Source organism: Leifsonia shinshuensis (assembly GCF_022606355.1).
Classification (GTDB): domain Bacteria; phylum Actinomycetota; class Actinomycetes; order Actinomycetales; family Microbacteriaceae; genus Leifsonia; species Leifsonia shinshuensis_B.
Map to the genome: position 1 here is coordinate 285,754 of NZ_JAHHZQ010000001.1, position 16,898 is coordinate 302,651.

Consider the following 16,898-nt stretch of genomic DNA (forward strand, 5'->3'; position numbering starts at 1 on the left):
TTCACCCCGATCTGAGGAGCACCAATGGCAACGTTCGTCGACCGCGTGACGCTTCACCTGCGCGCGGGCAACGGCGGAAACGGGTGCGTCTCGGTCCGCCGCGAGAAGTTCAAACCGCTCGCCGGGCCCGACGGCGGCAACGGAGGCAACGGTGGCGACATCGTGCTCGTCGCCGACCCGCAGGTCACGACCCTGCTGGGCTACCACCGCCACCCGCACCGCTCCAGCGACAACGGCGGCTTCGGCATGGGCGACCACCGCAGCGGCCACACCGGAGGCGAGCTCGAGCTCGCGGTCCCCGTCGGCACGGTCGTCAAGTCCGCCGACGGCGAAGAGCTCGTCGACCTGACCGAGCCCGGGATGCGCTTCGTCGCGGCGGCCGGCGGTCTGGGCGGTCTCGGCAACGCGGCCCTGGCCACACCCAAGCGCAAGGCGCCCGGCTTCGCCCTCCTGGGCACTCCCGGCTGGGAGGGCGACGTCCTCCTCGAGCTGAAGACGGTCGCGGACGTCGCACTCGTCGGCTACCCGTCCGCGGGCAAGTCGAGCCTGATCGCCGCGCTGTCGGCCGCGAAGCCGAAGATCGCGGACTACCCCTTCACCACGCTGCACCCCAACCTCGGGGTGGTGCAGGCCGGCGACGTGCGTTACACCATCGCCGACGTCCCGGGACTCATCGAGGGCGCGAGCGAAGGCCGCGGCCTCGGTCTCGAGTTCCTCCGGCACGTCGAGCGCTGCTCCGCTCTGCTGCACGTGCTCGACTGCGCGACGCTCGAGCCCGGGCGCGATCCGCTCAGCGACCTCGAGGTCATTCGCGGCGAGCTCGCGGCGTATCCGGTGCCCGAGGGTCAGATCCCGCTGCTCGACCGTCCGCAGCTCATCGCGCTGAACAAGATCGATGTGCCGGACGCCCGTGAGCTCGCCGACTTCGTCCGTCCGGATCTGGAGGCGCGCGGCTACCGCGTGTTCGAGATCTCGACGGTCAGCCACGAGGGTCTCCGCGCGCTCTCGTTCGCCCTCGCGGAGCTGGTGGAGGACGCCAGGAAGGCCGAGGCGGCGCAGGCCGAGACGCGACCGCGCATCGTGATCCGGCCCAAGGCCGTCGACGACGCCGGGTTCACCGTGAAGGTCGAGGGCGGCTCGGACGGCCCCGTCTACCGCATCCTCGGCGCCAAGCCCGAGCGCTGGGTGGCGCAGACCGACTTCGCCAACGACGAGGCCGTCGGCTACCTCGCCGACCGGCTCGCCAAGCTCGGCGTCGAAGACCGCCTCTTCACGGCGGGCGCCGTCGCCGGGTCCACGGTCGTGATCGGCCGTGACAACGGCGTGGTCTTCGACTGGGAGCCGACGCTGACCTCGACCGCCGAGCTGATGACCTCGCCGCGCGGCACGGACGCCCGCATCGACGCGAGCCACCGCCCCACCAGGGCGCAGCGCCGCGACGACTACTTCGACCGGATGGACGGCAAGGCCGAGGCCCGCGCCGAGCTGCTCCGCGAGAAGGAGGCCGGCCTCTGGCAGGACGACGACTACGACGACTACGACGGCCAGGACTCCGCGACACGGAGCGAGGCGGAAGGCGGGACGGGCAGGGAATGACGATCGACGAGCGCGCCCAGGTCCCGACCGCCCGACGGATCGTCGTCAAGGTCGGCTCCTCCTCGATCAGCGGTGAGAACGCCGGGCAGATCGGCCCGCTCGTCGATGCTCTCGCCGAGGCCCACGGCAGAGGCACGCAGGTCATCCTGGTGTCGTCGGGGGCCATAGCGACCGGCATCCCGTATCTCTCGCTCGACGGCCGGCCGACCGACCTGGCGACGCAGCAGGCCGCTGCGGCCGTCGGCCAGAACGTCCTCATCTACCGCTACCAGGACAGCCTGGACCGCTATGAGATCGTGGCGGGACAGGTGCTCCTGACGGCGGGCGACATGGAGAACCCGACCCACCGAAGCAACGCGAAGCGGGCGATGGAGCGACTGCTCGACCTGCGCATCCTCCCGATCGTGAACGAGAACGACACCGTCGCCACGCACGAGATCCGCTTCGGCGACAACGACCGGCTCGCGGCCCTCGTCGCGCTGCTGGTAGAGGCCGACCTGCTCGTTCTCCTCTCCGACGTCGACGCGCTCTACACGAAGCCTCCGCAGGAGCCGGGCGCCGAGCGCATCGGGGTCGTGGGCTGGGGCGACGAGCTCGCCGGTGTGGAGATCGGTTCGACCGGCCTCTCCGGCGTCGGCACCGGGGGAGCGCTCACCAAGGTGTCCGCCGCTCGCCAGGCGGCCGAGCGGGGCACCGCTGTCATCCTGACGGCGACGACGCTCGTCGCCGACGCCCTGCGCGGCGAGCCCGTCGGCACCTGGTTCGCGCCGGCGCCGAGCACCGACGACGTCGGGGTCGTCGCCGACGCCACGGCCTAGAATCGAATCATGTCTTCGACCATCGCCGTCCCGGTCTCGCTCGCTGATCGCCTCACCGCGGCCAAGGCCTCCTCGCTGGCCTTGGCCACCGCGACCACGGAGCAGAAGAACGCCGCTCTGCGCGCCATCGCCGCCGGGGTGCTGGCCGCTGAGCCGAGCATCCTCGCCGCCAACGAGCTCGACCTGGCGAACGGCCGTGAGAACGGCCTGTCGGCGGGTCTCCTCGACCGGTTGACCCTCACCTCTGCGCGGCTCCAGGGGCTCGCCGAGGCGGTGCTCGAGGTCGTCGGGCTGACCGACCCGGTCGGTCAGGTGGTGCGCGGCAGCGACCTCCCGAACGGCGTCAAGATCGCCCAGACTCGTGTGCCGTTCGGCGTCGTCGGCGCGATCTACGAAGCGCGCCCCAACGTCACCATCGACATCGCATCGCTCGCGATCAAGAGCGGCAACGCGGTCGTCCTGCGCGGCGGCACCGCAGCCATCAACACGAACCAGGTCCTCGTCGACGTTGTGCGGGAGGCCCTCGCGGGCGCCGGGCTGCCCGCCGACGCGGCGCAGACCATCGACGAGTTCGGGCGCGACGGTGCGAACGAGCTGATGCGGGCGCGCGGACTGGTCGACGTTCTGATCCCGCGGGGGAGTGCCGACCTCATCCAGGCGGTCGTCACGCAGTCGAGCGTGCCGGTCATCGAGACCGGGGCGGGCGTCGTCCACATCGTGCTCGACGAGAGCGCGCGCGAAGACTGGGCCGTCGACATCGTCCGCAACGCCAAGGTGCAACGCCCGAGTGTGTGCAACGCCGTCGAGACGCTGCTCGTGCACAAGGCTGCGGCCGAGCGTCTGCTCCCCGCCGTGCTGGGATCCCTCGCGGAGGCCGGCGTCACCATCCACGCCGACGAGACGGCCCTGCCGTACGCGCCGGGAGGCGTGCCGGTGACGGACGACGACTACGCCACCGAGCACATGAGCCTCGACATCTCGGTGCGCGTCGTCGACGACCTCGACGCCGCGATCGCCCACATCCGTCGCTACTCCACTCAGCACACCGAGGCGATCATCACCAACGATCTCGGCAACGCCGAGCGCTTCCTGGCCGAGGTCGACTCGGCGGTCGTGATGGTCAACGCGTCGACGAGGTTCACCGACGGCGGGGAGTTCGGCTTCGGCGCCGAGGTCGGCATCTCCACGCAGAAGCTGCACGCACGCGGCCCGATGGGGTTGCCGGAGCTGACGAGCACCAAATGGGTCGTCCGCGGGTCCGGCCAGATCCGCGGATGACCGACCACTAGACTGAACAACGGCCACGCGCCACAGCGCCTACACCACAGCGCCCGAAAGGAACACCACCGATGTCCCACTTGACGACCATCCTCGCCGCAGCGGAGACCCACGTCGAGCTGCCCATGCCCACCTGGGCGTACGGCGCGATCGCCATCGTCATCTTCCTGGCGCTGCTCGGTGTCCTCATGAGCTACCGCGACGTGGCGAACCGCCACAGCCACCGCTCCGCGGCCGACGCCGCGTCGCACGCGGGTGCGCCGGGTGCCACGCACCACGGCAGCGGTCACCAGACCCAGGGGCACTGAGCCGCCTCCCGGCATGGAGCTGACCGAGAAGAGCCGCCCGCGCATCGGCGTGATGGGCGGGACCTTCGACCCGATCCATCACGGCCACCTGGTCGCCGCGAGCGAGGTCGCGCAGTCGTTCGATCTCGACGAGGTCGTGTTCGTCCCGACAGGACAGCCCTGGCAGAAGGGCGAGGTCACCCCCGCCGAGCACCGCTACCTCATGACGGTCATCGCCACGGCCTCGAACCCGCGGTTCACGGTGAGCCGGGTCGACGTCGACCGTGTCGGTCCCACGTACACGATCGATACGCTGCGCGATCTGCGCGAGGAGCGCCCGGACGCGGAGCTGTTCTTCATCACCGGCGCCGACGCCATCGCGCAGATCCTCAGCTGGCGCGACATCGACGAGCTCTGGAAGCTGGCGCATTTCGTTGCTGTGAGTCGTCCGGGACATGACCTCAATATTTCTGGATTGCCGAATCAAGACGTAAGCTTGTTGGAAGTTCCGGCCCTGGCGATCTCGTCCACCGACTGCCGGAGCCGGGTGAGCAGGGGATTCCCCGTCTGGTACCTCGTCCCCGACGGGGTGGTCCAGTACATCTCCAAACATCACTTGTATCGGAGCGTGGCATGACGTTGTGGCCTGAAGAGCCAGCGGAAGCGAGCCAGCCGCCGCAGACACGGCGACAGGCCAGAGAGAACGAGCGCACCGCCGCGCGTCAAGCGTCGCGTCGCGCCGGCACCTCCGAGGCGACCCCCGGGGGAGTGATCCCCGAGACCTCGGCCACGCCGGGCGTCGCGCCCGCCGCCGATCGCAGACCCGCCGACGAGGCCCAGCCGCCCGCGATCCCCGCCTCGGCGTTCGCCGAGCCCGGAGTCACATCACCCTCCGGTGCCGGCAGCTTCGACAGTCTTCTCTTCAGCGTCCCGCAGCGTACCGAGACGGACGCGGCGTCCGATGCGTCGGCGTTCGACCTGTTCCGGCAGGCTCCCGATTCGTCGAAGCCGGAGCCGGTCACGCAGCCGATGGCTGTCGTCGCTGCTCCGCCGGCCGCACCCGCCGCCCCGGCGCCGGCTTCGGCCGACGCGGCAGATTCGACGGGCGAGCGCACGCTGACCCGTCGCGAGATGCGCGCGATGATGCAGGCGCAGGCGGCGAATCAGCAGGCGAATCATGCTCCGGCGATCGCCGACCCCGTCTTCCCTGTGACGTTCACCCAGGACGCCGACGCGGTGGCCGCGAACCCGCAGGCCGCCCCGGTGGCGGCTCCGGTCAGCGCCCGCCAGGCCGAGCAGGCGCCCGACACCGACGTCAGCTCGTCCCCGACCTCGGTCTTCACCTCGTTCGGTGCACCGGCGACGGCGACGCCGGTCTCCGCTGCTCCCGCTCAGCCCGTGCAGCTCGAGAGCGACGACGATGACGACGACATCGCGTCGCAGGAGCGCCGCCCGTTCACCCCGCCGACCGGCCACTGGTCGACCGCGGCCGAACTCGAAGACGTCTCCGAGCCGATCACGTCCCGCAATGTGGGGCACTCGACGGCGGCCACCACGACCAACGCGCTCATCCTCCCGTCGCTTCCGCAGGCCGACGCCACCGGCCCGCTGACGAGCACGGGCGAGATCCTCGTGACGGGCTCGATCGATCTCCCGCGGACCCTCGGCGCCACGGGAGCCCACGATCGCATCGACTCGTCCGACATCGACCGTCTGCTGGACGGCGAGGAGAACGAGTTCAACACGTCGGAGGTCGCTCCCGTGCGCGCGTCGCGCGCCATCAGCACCCACACGTCGACGCGCGGGGTGATCGCGCCGCCCAAGAAGCGCGGCAACACCCTCCCCGTCGTTCTCATGGTCACCGCCGGTGTGCTCGCCGTCGGCGTGATCGGCCTCCTGATCGCGGCGTACGTGCTCAACGTGTTCTGATGACGCGTCTACCTCTGACTCTTCCGGCGCCGCCTCGTTCGATGGCGCGCCTCCCAATCGTGAAGGACTCTCTGTGACCGCCTCCCCGCACGCCCGGGACATTCTGCAGATCGCGGCAGCCGCCGCCGACGCGAAGGGAGGCATCGACCTCGTCGCGCTCGACGTGTCCGGTCCGCTGCCGCTGACGGATGCGTTCCTGCTGGTGTCCGGCTCGGTGGAGCGCAACGTCATCGCGATAGCGTCCGAGGTGGAGGACCGCCTCAACGACGCCGGCGTGCGCACCCTGCGCCGCGAGGGCAAGGCAGAGGGCCGCTGGATCCTCCTCGACTTCGGGGACCTGGTCGTCCACGTGTTCCACGAGGAGGACCGCATGTACTACGCGCTCGAGCGGCTCTGGAAGGACTGCCCGGTGCTTCCGCTGGAGCTTCCGGTCCACAGCGCGGAGTAGTCGAGCGCGAGAACCGGCTCGGCGAGCCGTTCGACTGACCGAGTCGTGCCACACGCCCGGGCTGCGCGCTCGATTTTCGTTGCGCGGGGAGCGTGTAGTAGGCTGAACGAGTTGCCCGGGGAGCCCTGGGGAACACGAAGTCAAGTGAATACGGGTCTGTGGCGCAGCTGGTAGCGCACCTGCATGGCATGCAGGGGGTCAGGGGTTCGAGTCCCCTCAGATCCACCGAGAGCCCCGGGAGACCGGGGCTTTTTCGTTGCCCAGTGGGGTTTCCGGATGCCGACGTGGGCAAGACGCTACTCTCTCCCCAGAGGGGGAGACGATGCGGATGCGCGCGTGGGCCGGAGCGGTGACGCTGATCCTCGTCTCCGCCTCCCTGCTGACGGGTTGCGGCGGCGTCGGCGAGGTCGCCATCCAGGACTGCCTTCCGCGGCCTCTCCGGCTCACCCCTGCCAGCGCAGCGCCGGGTGACACGATCACGGTCGCCAGCGGCCCCGCCGATTGCGACCTCGGATACCACGACGGCACGACGTACACGATGCGGATCGTGCTGCCGCACCACCAGTCGCCGGACACGATCGTTCCGGTCGGGGTGGACGGCCGCTTCACCGCGCGGCTCACCATTCCCCCCGAGTTCCCCACGGGCGACGCCTGGGTGACCGTCGACGGCAGCCCCTTCGACCGGTGCGGGGACAGCAGCGCCGGCTCGTGCGTCGGTTACACGGCGCGCCTCACCATCCGCTGAAGATCTCCCCGCGCCGTTCGCGTCGGCACCAGCGCGCCCAACGGCCTCGGAGGCGTCGCAATCGCCTAGTATTCTGCCAGCCACATATTCGACCGCCTGGGGATTCCACATGACCGATCTGCCACGCCGCCACCAGCGTGCGCGTGGGCCGGCGCCTGTCCGGCACGGGAGGCTGCCGAGGCGTCGGCTCGGTGTCTCGATCGTCAAGCTTCTCGCGTGCGTGGTGGCGGTCGCTCTGGTGAGCAGCGTCTCCGTCGCGGCCTATGCGGTGTGGGATGTCTCGCGTTCGGTCAAGCACGGCATCCATCTGGCGACGCTTCCCGGCCACACGGCGATCCCGCAGGACATCCCGAACGTCGCCGCGATCGACGGCGGTGTCAACCTGCTGCTGGCGGGCACGGACAGTCGCACAGGCCTCGGCGGGATCTACAACTCGCGCGACGAGCAGGCCGCCAGCACCGGCGAGGGCAACAACGACGTCACGATGCTGCTGCACATCGCCCAGGACCACAAGAGCATGGTGGTGGTCAGCTTCCCGCGCGACCTGATGGTGCGCATTCCTACCTGTCCCGCGCCGGACGGGAAGGGAACCGTGAGCGGCTCCTCCAAGGCGATGTTCAACACCGCGCTCTCGCGCGGCGGCCTGGCCTGCGTCGTCCTGACCGTGGAGAAGCTCACCGGACTGGCCATCCCGTTCGGCGCGGTCATCAACTTCAACGGCGTCAGCGCGATGTCGACAGCGGTCGGCGGGGTGACCGTGTGCCTGGCATCGAAGGTCAAGGATGAGTACACAACGCCACCGCTCGACCTGCCGGCCGGGCAGAACACCCTGGTCGGTGACGAGGCGCTCTCCTTCCTTCGAAGCAGACACGGCGTCGGCGACGGCAGCGACCTCGGCCGGATCTCGAACCAGCAGGTGTTCCTGTCGGCGCTCGCCCGCAAGATCGTCAGCGGCGGCGTGCTCTCCAACCCCATCCAGCTCTACGCCCTGGCCAAGGCGGCCGTGCAGAACATCACCCCGTCGGATTCGCTCACCAATCCCACGACGCTCGTGCAGATCGCACTCGCCCTCAAGGACACCGGGCTCCAGAACATGGTCTTCCTGCAGTATCCGGCGGTGAGCGACCCCGACAACCCGCAACGCGTGATCCCGGATGAGGAGGCGGCCTCTGCGTTGAACGACGCGCTCGTCAACGACCAGCCTGTGGCCCTCACCGGAACCACGGGTCGCGCGGCGGAAGACCCGACCGCGACCGGCACACCCACTCCGCCGGCCACGCCCACCCCGACCGACTCCGCCACCACCGCCCCCGGCGACGCCGGTTCCGGAGCCCCTGCTCCGACATCGGGTCCGGTGAAACTGCCGTCCAACGTCACCGGGCAGACGGCCGCGCAGCAGACCTGCACCAAGGGCAACAACTGACTGTCGTCGAAAGCAGCAGCTCCCCGTCAGCCCGGGGGAGTCACCAGAAAGTGCCAGCCCAGCCACCACCAGAACAGCAGGATGGTGAAGCGCGCCGCGCGGTCGGCCATGATCCGGTCGAGGAGCGTGCCCAGCGGCGCGATCCGGTCGGGCCTCCACCTCGACTGCACGACGAGTGCGACCATGAGCACTCCGCACAGCACGAAGCCGCCGATGGTGACCCACCTCATGTCCGTCGCCCCCTGCGCAGGAGCGCATAACCGCCGAGGAGCCAGCACGCGACGAGGAGCGCCCGCGCCGGCGGCCACGCGAGCACCGGGTCGATCAGGTCGGAGAGGGCGGGGAACGCCGTCTCGCTGCCGGTGAGGTCGCGGCCGAGGAAGAAGACACCGATCTCCCACAGGCAGCCGGCGACGATCACGATCGACCAGAGGACGGCCGCCCGGCGGACCGCGGCGCTGGGCGCTCGGCGCGCGCCCTCGCCGCGATCGGCCCACGCGACCGGCAGCAGCAGGATGCCGAGGCCCACCACGATGGCCGTGTCCGCCATGCTGTAGAGGCGAGTGAACCCGAGAGTGAGCGAGGCGACCGCGATCAGGACGTAGGCGACCACCCGGCGCGAGACCGTGTCGCGATCGGCCGGCATCCGCAGCGGGATCCGCAACCAGCCGAGCGCGTCGAAGACGAGCACGACGGCGCCGACCGCGTAGATCGCGGCATCGACGGGCGCGCCGCGCACGACGTGGAAGATGGCGGTGACGACCAGCACGCCGGTCCAGCCGGCGCGCATGATCACCGTCGCCGACAGTCGGCGGCGGCTCGGTGACGGCACGGAGCGTTGCTCCCGATCCACGAGGCATACCGTACGCCAGAACGCGGCGCCGCTTGCGCGCGGGCGCGCCGGGTCGTTGAATGAGTCCATGGCCGGAGACAGAATGACATCACTGCAACTCCGTGTCCTGCTCATCGCCATCCTCGCCAGCTTCGTCGCGTTCCTCGACGGCGCCGTCATCAACGTCGCCCTGCCGGCGATCGACAGGGAGCTCGGCGGCGGCCTGCCGCTGCAGCAATGGGTGGTCGACGCCTACCTGGTCACGCTCGGGTCGTTGATCCTGATCGCCGGTTCGCTCTCGGACGTGTTCGGCCGCACACGCATCCTCTACGTCGGCCTGATCGGTTTCGGCATCACCTCGCTGCTGTGCGCGTTCGCGCCGAGCGGGGTCTTCCTGGTGCTGTCGCGCGCCCTGCAGGGTGTCGCCGGCGCGCTGCTGGTTCCGAGCTCCCTGGCGATCATCATCTCCCGCTTCGAGGGGCCGGCCCAGGCCAAGGCGATCGGGCGCTGGACCGCCTGGACGGGCATCGCGATGATCGCGGGTCCCGTCGTCGGCGGCTTCTTCGTCGACGCGCTGTCGTGGCGCTGGGTGTTCGTGATCAACGTCATCCCGATCGCCGTGACACTCGTGCTCATGCTGACGCTGGGTGACACGGACACCGGCTCGGGCGGCCGTGTCGATGTCATCGGCGCGGTGCTCGGCTCGGTCGGGCTGGCGGGCACCGTCTTCGCGCTCATCGAGCAGGGCTCCTACGGCTGGGGGAGTCCGCGGGTGTGGATCCCGTTCGTGGTCGGTGTGCTGTCTCTGATCGGCTTCTTCATCGCGGAGACCCGGGTCAAGCAGCCGATGCTGCCGCTCGGGCTGTTCTCCGTCCACAACTTCTGGGTCGGCAATCTCGCCACCGCGTTCGTCTACGGTGCGCTCTCGTTCGGCCCGCTGATGGTCACGCTGTTCCTGCAGCAGGTCGCCGGCTTCTCCGCGTTCGTCGCCGGCTTCGTGTTCATCCCGTCCACGCTGTGCATGCTCCTGCTCTCCGGCTTCTTCGGCGGCCTGGCCGGCAAGTACGGTCCGCGGTTCTTCATGGCGTTCGGGCCGATCCTGGCATCGCTGGGCTTCCTCTGGCTGCTGATGCTGGGAGCGAACGTGGACTACTGGTTCGAGCTGCTGCCGGCCGTGCTGCTCTTCGGAGTCGGCCTCTCGATGACCGTCGCTCCGCTCACCAGCGCGATCCTCGGCTCCATCCACCCCGGGCAGGCGGGCATCGGGTCGGCTGTGAACAACGCCGTCTCGCGCATCGCAGGGCTCCTCACCGTCGCCATGGCGGGCATCGTCATCGGCCAGAAGCTGGACGTCGACGGGATGCACCGGGCGATGCTCGCCACGGCGGGACTCCTCATCGTGGGGGGCGTGGTCTCGGCGATCGGGATCCGGAACCACGAGCCAGCGGCCGAGCCGATTCAGACCGCGATCGACTGACCGGCCAGCGCGAGCATCACGACGTCGACGATCGCGCAGGTCATGATGAGCTGCATCAGCAGCCGCGTCGGGCTCCGCCGGAGCAGGAGGATCACGCCGGCGACCACCGCGCCGAGGCCGATGACCAGGCCGACGATGAGCAGCGGTCGCACGGGGAGACCGGGCCCGACGGTGATGAGGACGGTCGCGGCCGCGAGGCACGCGAACGCGAGCAGCCCGCTCGCCCGCACGCCCAGCCGGTGCGGGAGTCCGCGGATCCCGGTCCTGGCGTCGTCGGCGAGGTCGGGGAGCACGTTGGTGACGTGCGCCGCGATTCCGAGGAGGGCGCCGGCGGCGAGCACCCAGAGGGCCGGCCACGCCGGCCGGACCTGACCGAGCGTCGCGATCGCCGGGAGCAGGCCGAAGCTCACCGCGAACGGCACGAAGGAGAACACCGTCGACTTGAGCCCGAGGTTGTACGCCCAGCCGCCCGCGAGCGCGACCGCGTGGGCGATCAGTGCCCCGGCTCCGAGGAACGCAGTGGTCACGACCGCGAGACCGAGGGCGACGAACGCGGAGGCGCGCACCGCAGCCGTGGGGATGTCGCCGCGAGCGGCCGGCTTGTCGGCGCGGGCGACCTCCCGATCGCGGGCGGCGTCGAGCCAGTCGTTCGACCAGCCGATCGAGAGCTGGCCGAACAGGATGGCGAGCGCGAGGATCCCGAGCCGCCCGGGCGGATAGCCGAGGCCGATGCCCAGCACGGTCGCCACCACGGTGACGACGAGTGTCGGCCCCGGGTGGCTGGCGAGCAGCAGCGAGATCGGCTTGGACGCCATGCCGCCATCGTAGGCGGTGCATCGCCGCCGGCGATGCAGCACCGTTCCGCGCTCGCCTGCAAGCCGCTTGCGTCCAGATGCAAGAAGTTGCGTACACTGTCCGCATGTCGAAGCGTCTCGCGGAGGTCGCCCGCAAGGTGGGCGTCAGTGAAGCAACCGTCAGTCGGGTCCTCAACGACAAACCGGGAGTCTCCGATGCCACGCGGCAGGCGGTTCTGACCGCGCTCGACGTCCTCGGTTACGAGCGCCCCACCAAGCTGCGCGGGGAGCGGGCGAGGCTCGTCGGGCTCGTCCTCCCCGAGCTGCAGAATCCGATCTTCCCCGCCTTCGCCGAGATCATCGGCGGAGCCCTCGCCCAGAACGGCTACACGCCGGTGCTCTGCATGCAGACGGCCGGTGGGATCTCGGAGGCCGACTACGTCGAACTCCTGTTGCAGCAGCAGGTGTCCGGAGTGATCTTCGTCGGCGGCGCTTACGCCCAGGAGGGCGCGTCCCACGAGCATTACGTGCGGCTGGCCGAGCTGCACCTGCCGACCGTGCTGGTGAACGCCCCGGTCGACGCTGTGCGGTTCGCGACCGTCTCCTGCGACGACTCCGTCGCGACGGCGCAGGCGCTCGGTCATCTGCGCTCCCTCGGTCACGAGCGCATCGGCCTGCTCCTGGGGCCGCGTGACCATGTGCCGTCCCAGCGCAAGCTCGCCGCCGCGCGGCGGCTGTCGGCCGAGGCGGGGCAGGAGCTCGACGACGCGCTCATCGTTCACTCGCTCTACTCGCTGGAGGCCGGTCAGGCGGCGGCGACGCGCCTGCTGCGCGCCGGCGTGACGGCGATGGTGTGTGCCAGCGACCCGATGGCGCTCGGCGCGATCCGTGCGGTGCGCCGGGCCGGGCTGAGCGTGCCGCGGGACGTCTCGATCGTCGGATACGACGACTCGGCGCTCATGAACACCACCGAGCCTCCGCTTACCACCATCCGCCAGCCCATCGAGCCGATGGGGCGTACGGTCATCGAGCTCCTGCTCCGCCAGATCTCGAGCGACTCCGCGCTGCACGACGAGCTGCTCTTCGAGCCGGAGCTGGTCGTGCGCGGCTCGACCGGACCGGCGCCGCACAGCCTCCCGTAGCGCGTCGGCGGCACGAAATCGCAACGTGTCGTCGACTTCGTGCAGACACCGGGGCTTGTCAGGGGCGAGGGGTTACCATCGGTCGGTGCGCCGCTCCCGATGGATGACGGCCGCCGCTCTCGTCGTCCTGACCGCGACGCTCGCAGGGTGCGCGGCAGCTGGTTCGTCACGCCCGGCCGCGGATCCGGGCGTCGGCCGGTCGGCATCACGGCCGCCGTCGCCGACGGCCACCGTCGACCCGGTCGCGGCGTATGCCGATCAGCGCCTGCGCAACCTGACGCTCCGGCAGAAGGTGGCGAGTCTGTTCATGCTGCACGTCCCGGGCACGGATCCCGCGACGCTGAGACAGTTCGTCGACCGTTACGGTCTCGGCGGTGTCATCCTGATGCCCGACAACATTCCGGCGTCGCCGCAGGCGCTCGCGGCCCTGACCGCGGCGACCCGTGCCTCGGACCCCGGCCTGCCCCCGCTGGTCGGCATCGATGAGGAGGGCGGCGACGTCACCCGACTGCCCTGGGACGGGCAGCCGGGGGCAGAGACGCTGCGGTCGCTCCCGCCCGCCGCAACCCAGGCGGCGTTCGCTCAGCGTGCGGAGCTCCTGAAGCAGGTCGGGGTCACCCTCAACTTCGGGACGATCGCCGACGTGACCGCAGATCCGCGCTCGTTCATCTCCGACCGCATACTCGGAACCGACCCGGCGTCGTCGGCCGCCCGCGTCGCCGCATCGGTGGCGGGGGAGCGCGGGAGCGTCCTCAGCACCCTCAAGCACTTCCCCGGGCACGGGGAGACGGAGGCCGACTCTCACCACGCCGTACCGACCGCCGCCGTCGACCAGGCCCGCTGGGCCGCGCAGGATGCGCCGTCGTTCCGAGCGGGCATCGCAGCGGGTGCGGAGGTCGTCATGTTCGGCCACCTCGTCTACAGCGGGGTGGATGCTGCGCCGGCATCCCTGTCGCCGACCTGGCACCGCATCCTCGCCGATGAACTGGGCTTCCGCGGCGTCACGATCACCGACGACCTGCGCATGCTGCAGGACACGGGCCTGCCGCAGTATGCGGATGCCGGCGCCGACGCCGTGGCCGCGATCGCGGCGGGCAACACGATGGTGCTGATGATCCAGGGTGCCGACACCGACCCTGCCGCGCTCCTCGACGCCGTGGTCGCCGCCGTCCAGGACGGGCGGATCCCGTCGTCCCGGATCGACGCCGATGCCCGCGCTCTGCTGGAACTGCGGCGCTCACTGGCTCGCTAGGGTGACGCGTCAACTTTTTTTCGAGATTTCGGAATAGCGCCCGGAAGCATGCAGTTGCATGGAGCTGACAGCGTCCGACAACACAAGCTTCGAGCAAGGAGAACCGAATGAGCATCGACATCCCCGGGTACAAGGCCGGCACCTGGACCATCGACCCCACCCACAGCGAGGTGGGCTTCAGCATCCGCCACCTCATGATCAGCAAAGTGAAGGGCGTCTTCGAGAACTTCGACGCCACGTTCGTCACGGCTGAGAACCCGCTCGAGTCGACCGTCTCGGCGAAGGCGCACGTCGCGTCCATCAACACCAAGAACAGCGACCGCGACGCGCACCTGCGCACCGGCGACTTCTTCCTGGCCGAGGAGTTCCCGACGATCGACTTCGTGTCGACCGGCGTGCGTCACGAGGACGGCGAGTTCCTCGTCGACGGCGACCTGACGATCAAGGGCGTGACCAAGCCCGTCACGTTCGAGTTCGACTTCGGCGGCTTCGGCCAGGACCCGTACGGCAACTACAAGGCCGGCGCGACCGCCAAGACCAAGATCAACCGTGAGGACTTCGGACTCACCTACAACGCCGCCCTCGAGACCGGCGGCATGCTGCTCGGCGACGACGTCGTGATCACCCTCGAGCTGCAGGCTGTGCTCGCGCAGGCGTGACGCACGCTCGCTCCTGAGGACGAACGGAAGAACGCCCTCCTTCCTGCGGGAAGGAGGGCGTTCTCATGCTTCCGAGCGTCCCGTCAATAGCTGAGTCGCCACGTGGCGACGTAGTTCGGGAAGCGCGGGAAGGTGAGGAAGAAGTACGCCCAGCCGCCGGGATTGGCGGTGTTCGTCAACTTGCTGCGAACGACGGCGACAGGAACGCTGAGCGTCCCGTTCGACGAGGCCGTTCCGCTCTGGAACGTGCTCCCCCCGAGGGGCTGCCCGTGGAAGGCGAAGCTGGTATCGCCGGGCTTGCCCGCCCAGACCAGGTTCGGACTCCCCGTATAGGTGGAACTGAGGTTCCAGTCGAGGCGGCCCTTCATCTCCTTGAAGGCCGGGGGAGTGCCTCGGGAGAGCTGCCCGCCGATCTTCAGCCAGTTCGCTGCGGCGGTGGACTTGCGCTCGAACGCGCCGATCCAACTGTCGACGAGGAATCCGTTGGCGTTGACCGTTCGTGTGCCAGGGCCGGCGCTGTCCACTTGGTTTCCGGCTCCCGGCTGGTTCATTATGAGCGCCGACATCAAGTAGATCCCGCTGTTGTCATGGGTGACGGTGATCGTCGTCGTGGCGTCGACATACCCGTCGGCTCGGACGGTGATCGCGGTCGAGTCGTTGACGTCGAGGGCCTTCACCGGAAAGGTGAACAGCGTCTTGCCGCCGGTGGGAACGGTCGTCGGGCCGCTCAGGACCCCGGGGGTGCTGTAGCCGACAGTGACGTGCGTGGGAACCGAGCCGCCGGTGGGAACGGTCAGCTGCACGGCGAGGGTGGCCGTGTAGCCGCTGCCGATGATGTCCTCAGGGTCGACGAACGTGATGAGCCCGAGGGTGGACGTCGCGTAGGCGGGGGCGGCGGTGGCCAGCACGATCGCCGGCGTGGTCCACGCGGCCGCCCCGACGAGCGTGCGGCGGCTCACGCCGGTGGACGGGTGGGAGGATGCGAGGGGCGGTGGCACGGTCGGCTCCTAGGGGTCGAGGTATGTGGCAGAGATATGTCACGTGGAAACAAGAGACATGGAAGATATTAGTCATAAGAGTCCTTCGACGGAAATCGCGTGAAACCTTGCGCTCGACGTAAGGAACGCCCTCCTTCCCGGGGGAAGGAGGGCGTTCCTTACGGTGTCGGCGGGCCGCGTCAGTACTCGTACGTCGCGACGCAGTGATAGTTGGGGAATTGCGGCAGGGTCCAGACCAGGGTCAGGAATCCGCCCGGGCGGGCGGCGGTGGTGGTGGACTGTCGGACAATGGGGAGGTTCTGATTGCCGCCATCGGGGTACTCGGGTTGCGTCGTGGTGCCGAGTCTGGCGTTTCCGATGATCGTGGTGCCGCCGATCGGCTTTCCAGCGTTCGGAGCAGCGCTACCGGCCTGCCAGATGAGTCGTTCACCCCCGCTGGTGATCACATCCAGTTGGAACTTGATCGTGCTCCCCGTCGGTTTGTCGAAGGTCTTACCCGAGTCCCGGCTCTTGAGGACCATGCCGTTGATCTTCATCGTGTTCGCCGCGGCGGTCGAGGCCCTGAGGAACTTGCCGCCTGTGAAGTGATCCACAAAGTGGCCCTGGGCGGTCTGCGAGCGCAGCACGGTTTCCGGCGCCACGTTCAGCCGGTCGGCGACGTTCATTACGGTGTGGCTCTGCATCCTGACCAGGGCGTTGTTCCACGTGACCAGGAGGTTCGTCGTGGCCGGAATGAAGTTCGGCGCGCTGACCGTGATATCGGTCGACCCGTTGACGTCGAGCCCTGTGACGGAGAACGCAACGGTCGTCCTCCCGCCGGTGGGGACCGAGGTCGGCCCACTGACGACACCGGCGACGCTGTAGGCGACGGCGACGTTGGCGGGGATGCTCGCTCCCTTCTGCACGGTCAGCTGGACAGTGAAGGTCTGGGTGTAGCCGCCGCCGATGATGTCGGCGGGATCGAGGAAGGTGATGGCGCCTTGGGCGGTGGAGGTCGCGTACGCGGGGGCGGCGCTTGCGAGGACGATGGCCGGGGCCGACCAGGCGGCCGCTCCGACCAGCGTGCGGCGCTTCAGCGCGGTGTCGGGCAGGACGAGTGGGGGGTTCTGGGGCAAAAGGGTCTCCTGGATTCGGGGAAGGGCGTGCAGACCGGTCGTCAGCCACGCATGAGCAATGTAATAGATATTAGTGCAGGCATGGGAGATGTCGGTGGATTCCGC

Annotated in this window: 18 protein-coding genes and 1 tRNA gene; 14 read left to right on the forward strand and 5 right to left on the reverse strand. The window is 69.5% G+C overall.

The genetic code is table 11. From position 1 onward, the window contains the following. Window positions 1-24: 24 nt before the first annotated feature. The 10 genes from obgE (at window position 25) to KNO15_RS01510 (ending at window position 8,524) form a co-directional block, all read left to right on the forward strand. Window positions 25-1,596: a GTPase ObgE gene (gene obgE / locus KNO15_RS01465; RefSeq protein WP_241701578.1), complete on the forward strand. Its 1,572-nt coding sequence runs from the start codon at window positions 25-27 to the stop codon at window positions 1,594-1,596. Then, complete coding sequence (gene proB, locus KNO15_RS01470; protein ID WP_241701579.1) at window positions 1,593-2,414, forward strand: glutamate 5-kinase; 822 nt, start codon at window positions 1,593-1,595, stop codon at window positions 2,412-2,414. The genes obgE and proB overlap by 4 nt, the downstream gene beginning before the upstream one ends. Before the next feature lie 9 nt (window positions 2,415-2,423). After that, window positions 2,424-3,692 carry a glutamate-5-semialdehyde dehydrogenase gene (locus tag KNO15_RS01475; RefSeq protein WP_241701580.1) on the forward strand — a complete coding sequence of 423 codons (1,269 nt, stop codon included), beginning with the start codon at window positions 2,424-2,426 and terminating at the stop codon, window positions 3,690-3,692. 71 nt (window positions 3,693-3,763) lie between these two features. Then, window positions 3,764-4,000, forward strand: coding sequence for a hypothetical protein (locus tag KNO15_RS01480; RefSeq protein ID WP_241701581.1), 237 nt, complete (start codon window positions 3,764-3,766; stop codon window positions 3,998-4,000). 13 nt (window positions 4,001-4,013) lie between these two features. Next, window positions 4,014-4,616 carry a nicotinate-nucleotide adenylyltransferase gene (gene nadD / locus KNO15_RS01485; RefSeq protein WP_241701582.1) on the forward strand — a complete coding sequence of 201 codons (603 nt, stop codon included), beginning with the start codon at window positions 4,014-4,016 and terminating at the stop codon, window positions 4,614-4,616. Continuing rightward, window positions 4,613-5,908, forward strand: coding sequence for a hypothetical protein (locus KNO15_RS01490; RefSeq protein ID WP_241701583.1), 1,296 nt, complete (start codon window positions 4,613-4,615; stop codon window positions 5,906-5,908). The genes nadD and KNO15_RS01490 overlap by 4 nt, the downstream gene beginning before the upstream one ends. A 73-nt stretch (window positions 5,909-5,981) precedes the next feature. Beyond that, entirely contained in the window at window positions 5,982-6,356 is a 375-nt protein-coding gene (gene rsfS / locus KNO15_RS01495) for a ribosome silencing factor (RefSeq protein WP_208042013.1), read from the forward strand. A 152-nt stretch (window positions 6,357-6,508) separates the two neighbouring features. Further along, window positions 6,509-6,581: transfer RNA gene (locus KNO15_RS01500), tRNA-Ala, on the forward strand. A gap of 97 nt (window positions 6,582-6,678) precedes the next feature. Beyond that, on the forward strand, window positions 6,679-7,101 hold the full coding sequence (locus KNO15_RS01505) for a hypothetical protein (RefSeq protein WP_241701584.1): 423 nt from the start codon (window positions 6,679-6,681) through the stop codon (window positions 7,099-7,101). Between the two features lie 109 nt (window positions 7,102-7,210). Continuing rightward, the gene (locus KNO15_RS01510; protein WP_241701585.1) at window positions 7,211-8,524 is read left to right on the forward strand and encodes an LCP family protein; all 1,314 of its coding nucleotides are present in this window, start codon (window positions 7,211-7,213) and stop codon (window positions 8,522-8,524) included. A 26-nt stretch (window positions 8,525-8,550) separates the two neighbouring features. On the opposite strand, the gene KNO15_RS01515 is transcribed toward KNO15_RS01510, so the two are convergent. Together KNO15_RS01515 and KNO15_RS01520 are read right to left on the reverse strand one after the other, a co-directional pair. Next, window positions 8,551-8,754, reverse strand: coding sequence for a DUF6186 family protein (locus KNO15_RS01515; protein ID WP_241701586.1), 204 nt, complete (start codon window positions 8,752-8,754; stop codon window positions 8,551-8,553). Then, window positions 8,751-9,377, reverse strand: coding sequence for a hypothetical protein (locus tag KNO15_RS01520; RefSeq protein ID WP_241701587.1), 627 nt, complete (start codon window positions 9,375-9,377; stop codon window positions 8,751-8,753). Before KNO15_RS01520 ends, KNO15_RS01515 begins: the two co-directional genes overlap by 4 nt. Window positions 9,378-9,459: 82 nt before the next feature. Here KNO15_RS01520 and KNO15_RS01525 point away from each other — a divergent pair, with 82 nt between their 5' ends. Further along, entirely contained in the window at window positions 9,460-10,833 is a 1,374-nt protein-coding gene (locus KNO15_RS01525; protein WP_241701589.1) for an MFS transporter, read from the forward strand. Here the strand turns inward: KNO15_RS01525 and KNO15_RS01530 are convergent. Then, window positions 10,815-11,648: a UbiA family prenyltransferase gene (locus tag KNO15_RS01530; protein ID WP_241701590.1), complete on the reverse strand. Its 834-nt coding sequence runs from the start codon at window positions 11,646-11,648 to the stop codon at window positions 10,815-10,817. The genes KNO15_RS01525 and KNO15_RS01530 overlap by 19 nt on opposite strands. A 104-nt stretch (window positions 11,649-11,752) precedes the next feature. Between KNO15_RS01530 and KNO15_RS01535 the strand changes: the two genes are divergently transcribed. The 3 genes from KNO15_RS01535 (at window position 11,753) to KNO15_RS01545 (ending at window position 14,680) form a co-directional block, all read left to right on the forward strand. Continuing rightward, on the forward strand, window positions 11,753-12,769 hold the full coding sequence (locus KNO15_RS01535) for a LacI family DNA-binding transcriptional regulator (protein WP_241701591.1): 1,017 nt from the start codon (window positions 11,753-11,755) through the stop codon (window positions 12,767-12,769). A gap of 85 nt (window positions 12,770-12,854) precedes the next feature. Then, window positions 12,855-14,021 (forward strand): glycoside hydrolase family 3 N-terminal domain-containing protein, encoded by a 1,167-nt coding sequence (locus KNO15_RS01540; protein ID WP_241701592.1) that lies wholly within the window; start codon window positions 12,855-12,857, stop codon window positions 14,019-14,021. Window positions 14,022-14,128: 107 nt separating this feature from the next. Next, window positions 14,129-14,680, forward strand: coding sequence for a YceI family protein (locus KNO15_RS01545; protein ID WP_241701593.1), 552 nt, complete (start codon window positions 14,129-14,131; stop codon window positions 14,678-14,680). 83 nt (window positions 14,681-14,763) lie between these two features. Here the strand turns inward: KNO15_RS01545 and KNO15_RS01550 are convergent, their stop codons facing one another. Together KNO15_RS01550 and KNO15_RS01555 are read right to left on the reverse strand one after the other, a co-directional pair. Beyond that, window positions 14,764-15,678, reverse strand: coding sequence for a hypothetical protein (locus KNO15_RS01550; protein WP_241701595.1), 915 nt, complete (start codon window positions 15,676-15,678; stop codon window positions 14,764-14,766). A gap of 179 nt (window positions 15,679-15,857) precedes the next feature. Beyond that, entirely contained in the window at window positions 15,858-16,793 is a 936-nt protein-coding gene (locus KNO15_RS01555; RefSeq protein ID WP_241701597.1) for a hypothetical protein, read from the reverse strand. Window positions 16,794-16,898: the final 105 nt, after the last annotated feature.

Bases quoted from the DNA above. Each gene is read 5' to 3' on its own strand.
- proB (WP_241701579.1), top strand. From the start codon at position 1,593: ATGACGATCGACGAGCGCGCCCAGGTCCCGACCGCCCGACGGATCGTC.
- nadD (WP_241701582.1), top strand. From the start codon at position 4,014: ATGGAGCTGACCGAGAAGAGCCGCCCGCGCATCGGCGTGATGGGCGGG.
- KNO15_RS01525 (WP_241701589.1), top strand. From the start codon at position 9,460: ATGACATCACTGCAACTCCGTGTCCTGCTCATCGCCATCCTCGCCAGC.
- KNO15_RS01510 (WP_241701585.1), top strand. From the start codon at position 7,211: ATGACCGATCTGCCACGCCGCCACCAGCGTGCGCGTGGGCCGGCGCCT.
- KNO15_RS01475 (WP_241701580.1), top strand. From the start codon at position 2,424: ATGTCTTCGACCATCGCCGTCCCGGTCTCGCTCGCTGATCGCCTCACC.
- KNO15_RS01505 (WP_241701584.1), top strand. From the start codon at position 6,679: ATGCGGATGCGCGCGTGGGCCGGAGCGGTGACGCTGATCCTCGTCTCC.
- KNO15_RS01535 (WP_241701591.1), top strand. From the start codon at position 11,753: ATGTCGAAGCGTCTCGCGGAGGTCGCCCGCAAGGTGGGCGTCAGTGAA.
- KNO15_RS01515 (WP_241701586.1), bottom strand. From the start codon at position 8,754: ATGAGGTGGGTCACCATCGGCGGCTTCGTGCTGTGCGGAGTGCTCATG.
- KNO15_RS01530 (WP_241701590.1), bottom strand. From the start codon at position 11,648: ATGGCGTCCAAGCCGATCTCGCTGCTGCTCGCCAGCCACCCGGGGCCG.
- KNO15_RS01490 (WP_241701583.1), top strand. From the start codon at position 4,613: ATGACGTTGTGGCCTGAAGAGCCAGCGGAAGCGAGCCAGCCGCCGCAG.
- obgE (WP_241701578.1), top strand. From the start codon at position 25: ATGGCAACGTTCGTCGACCGCGTGACGCTTCACCTGCGCGCGGGCAAC.
- KNO15_RS01545 (WP_241701593.1), top strand. From the start codon at position 14,129: ATGAGCATCGACATCCCCGGGTACAAGGCCGGCACCTGGACCATCGAC.
- KNO15_RS01480 (WP_241701581.1), top strand. From the start codon at position 3,764: ATGTCCCACTTGACGACCATCCTCGCCGCAGCGGAGACCCACGTCGAG.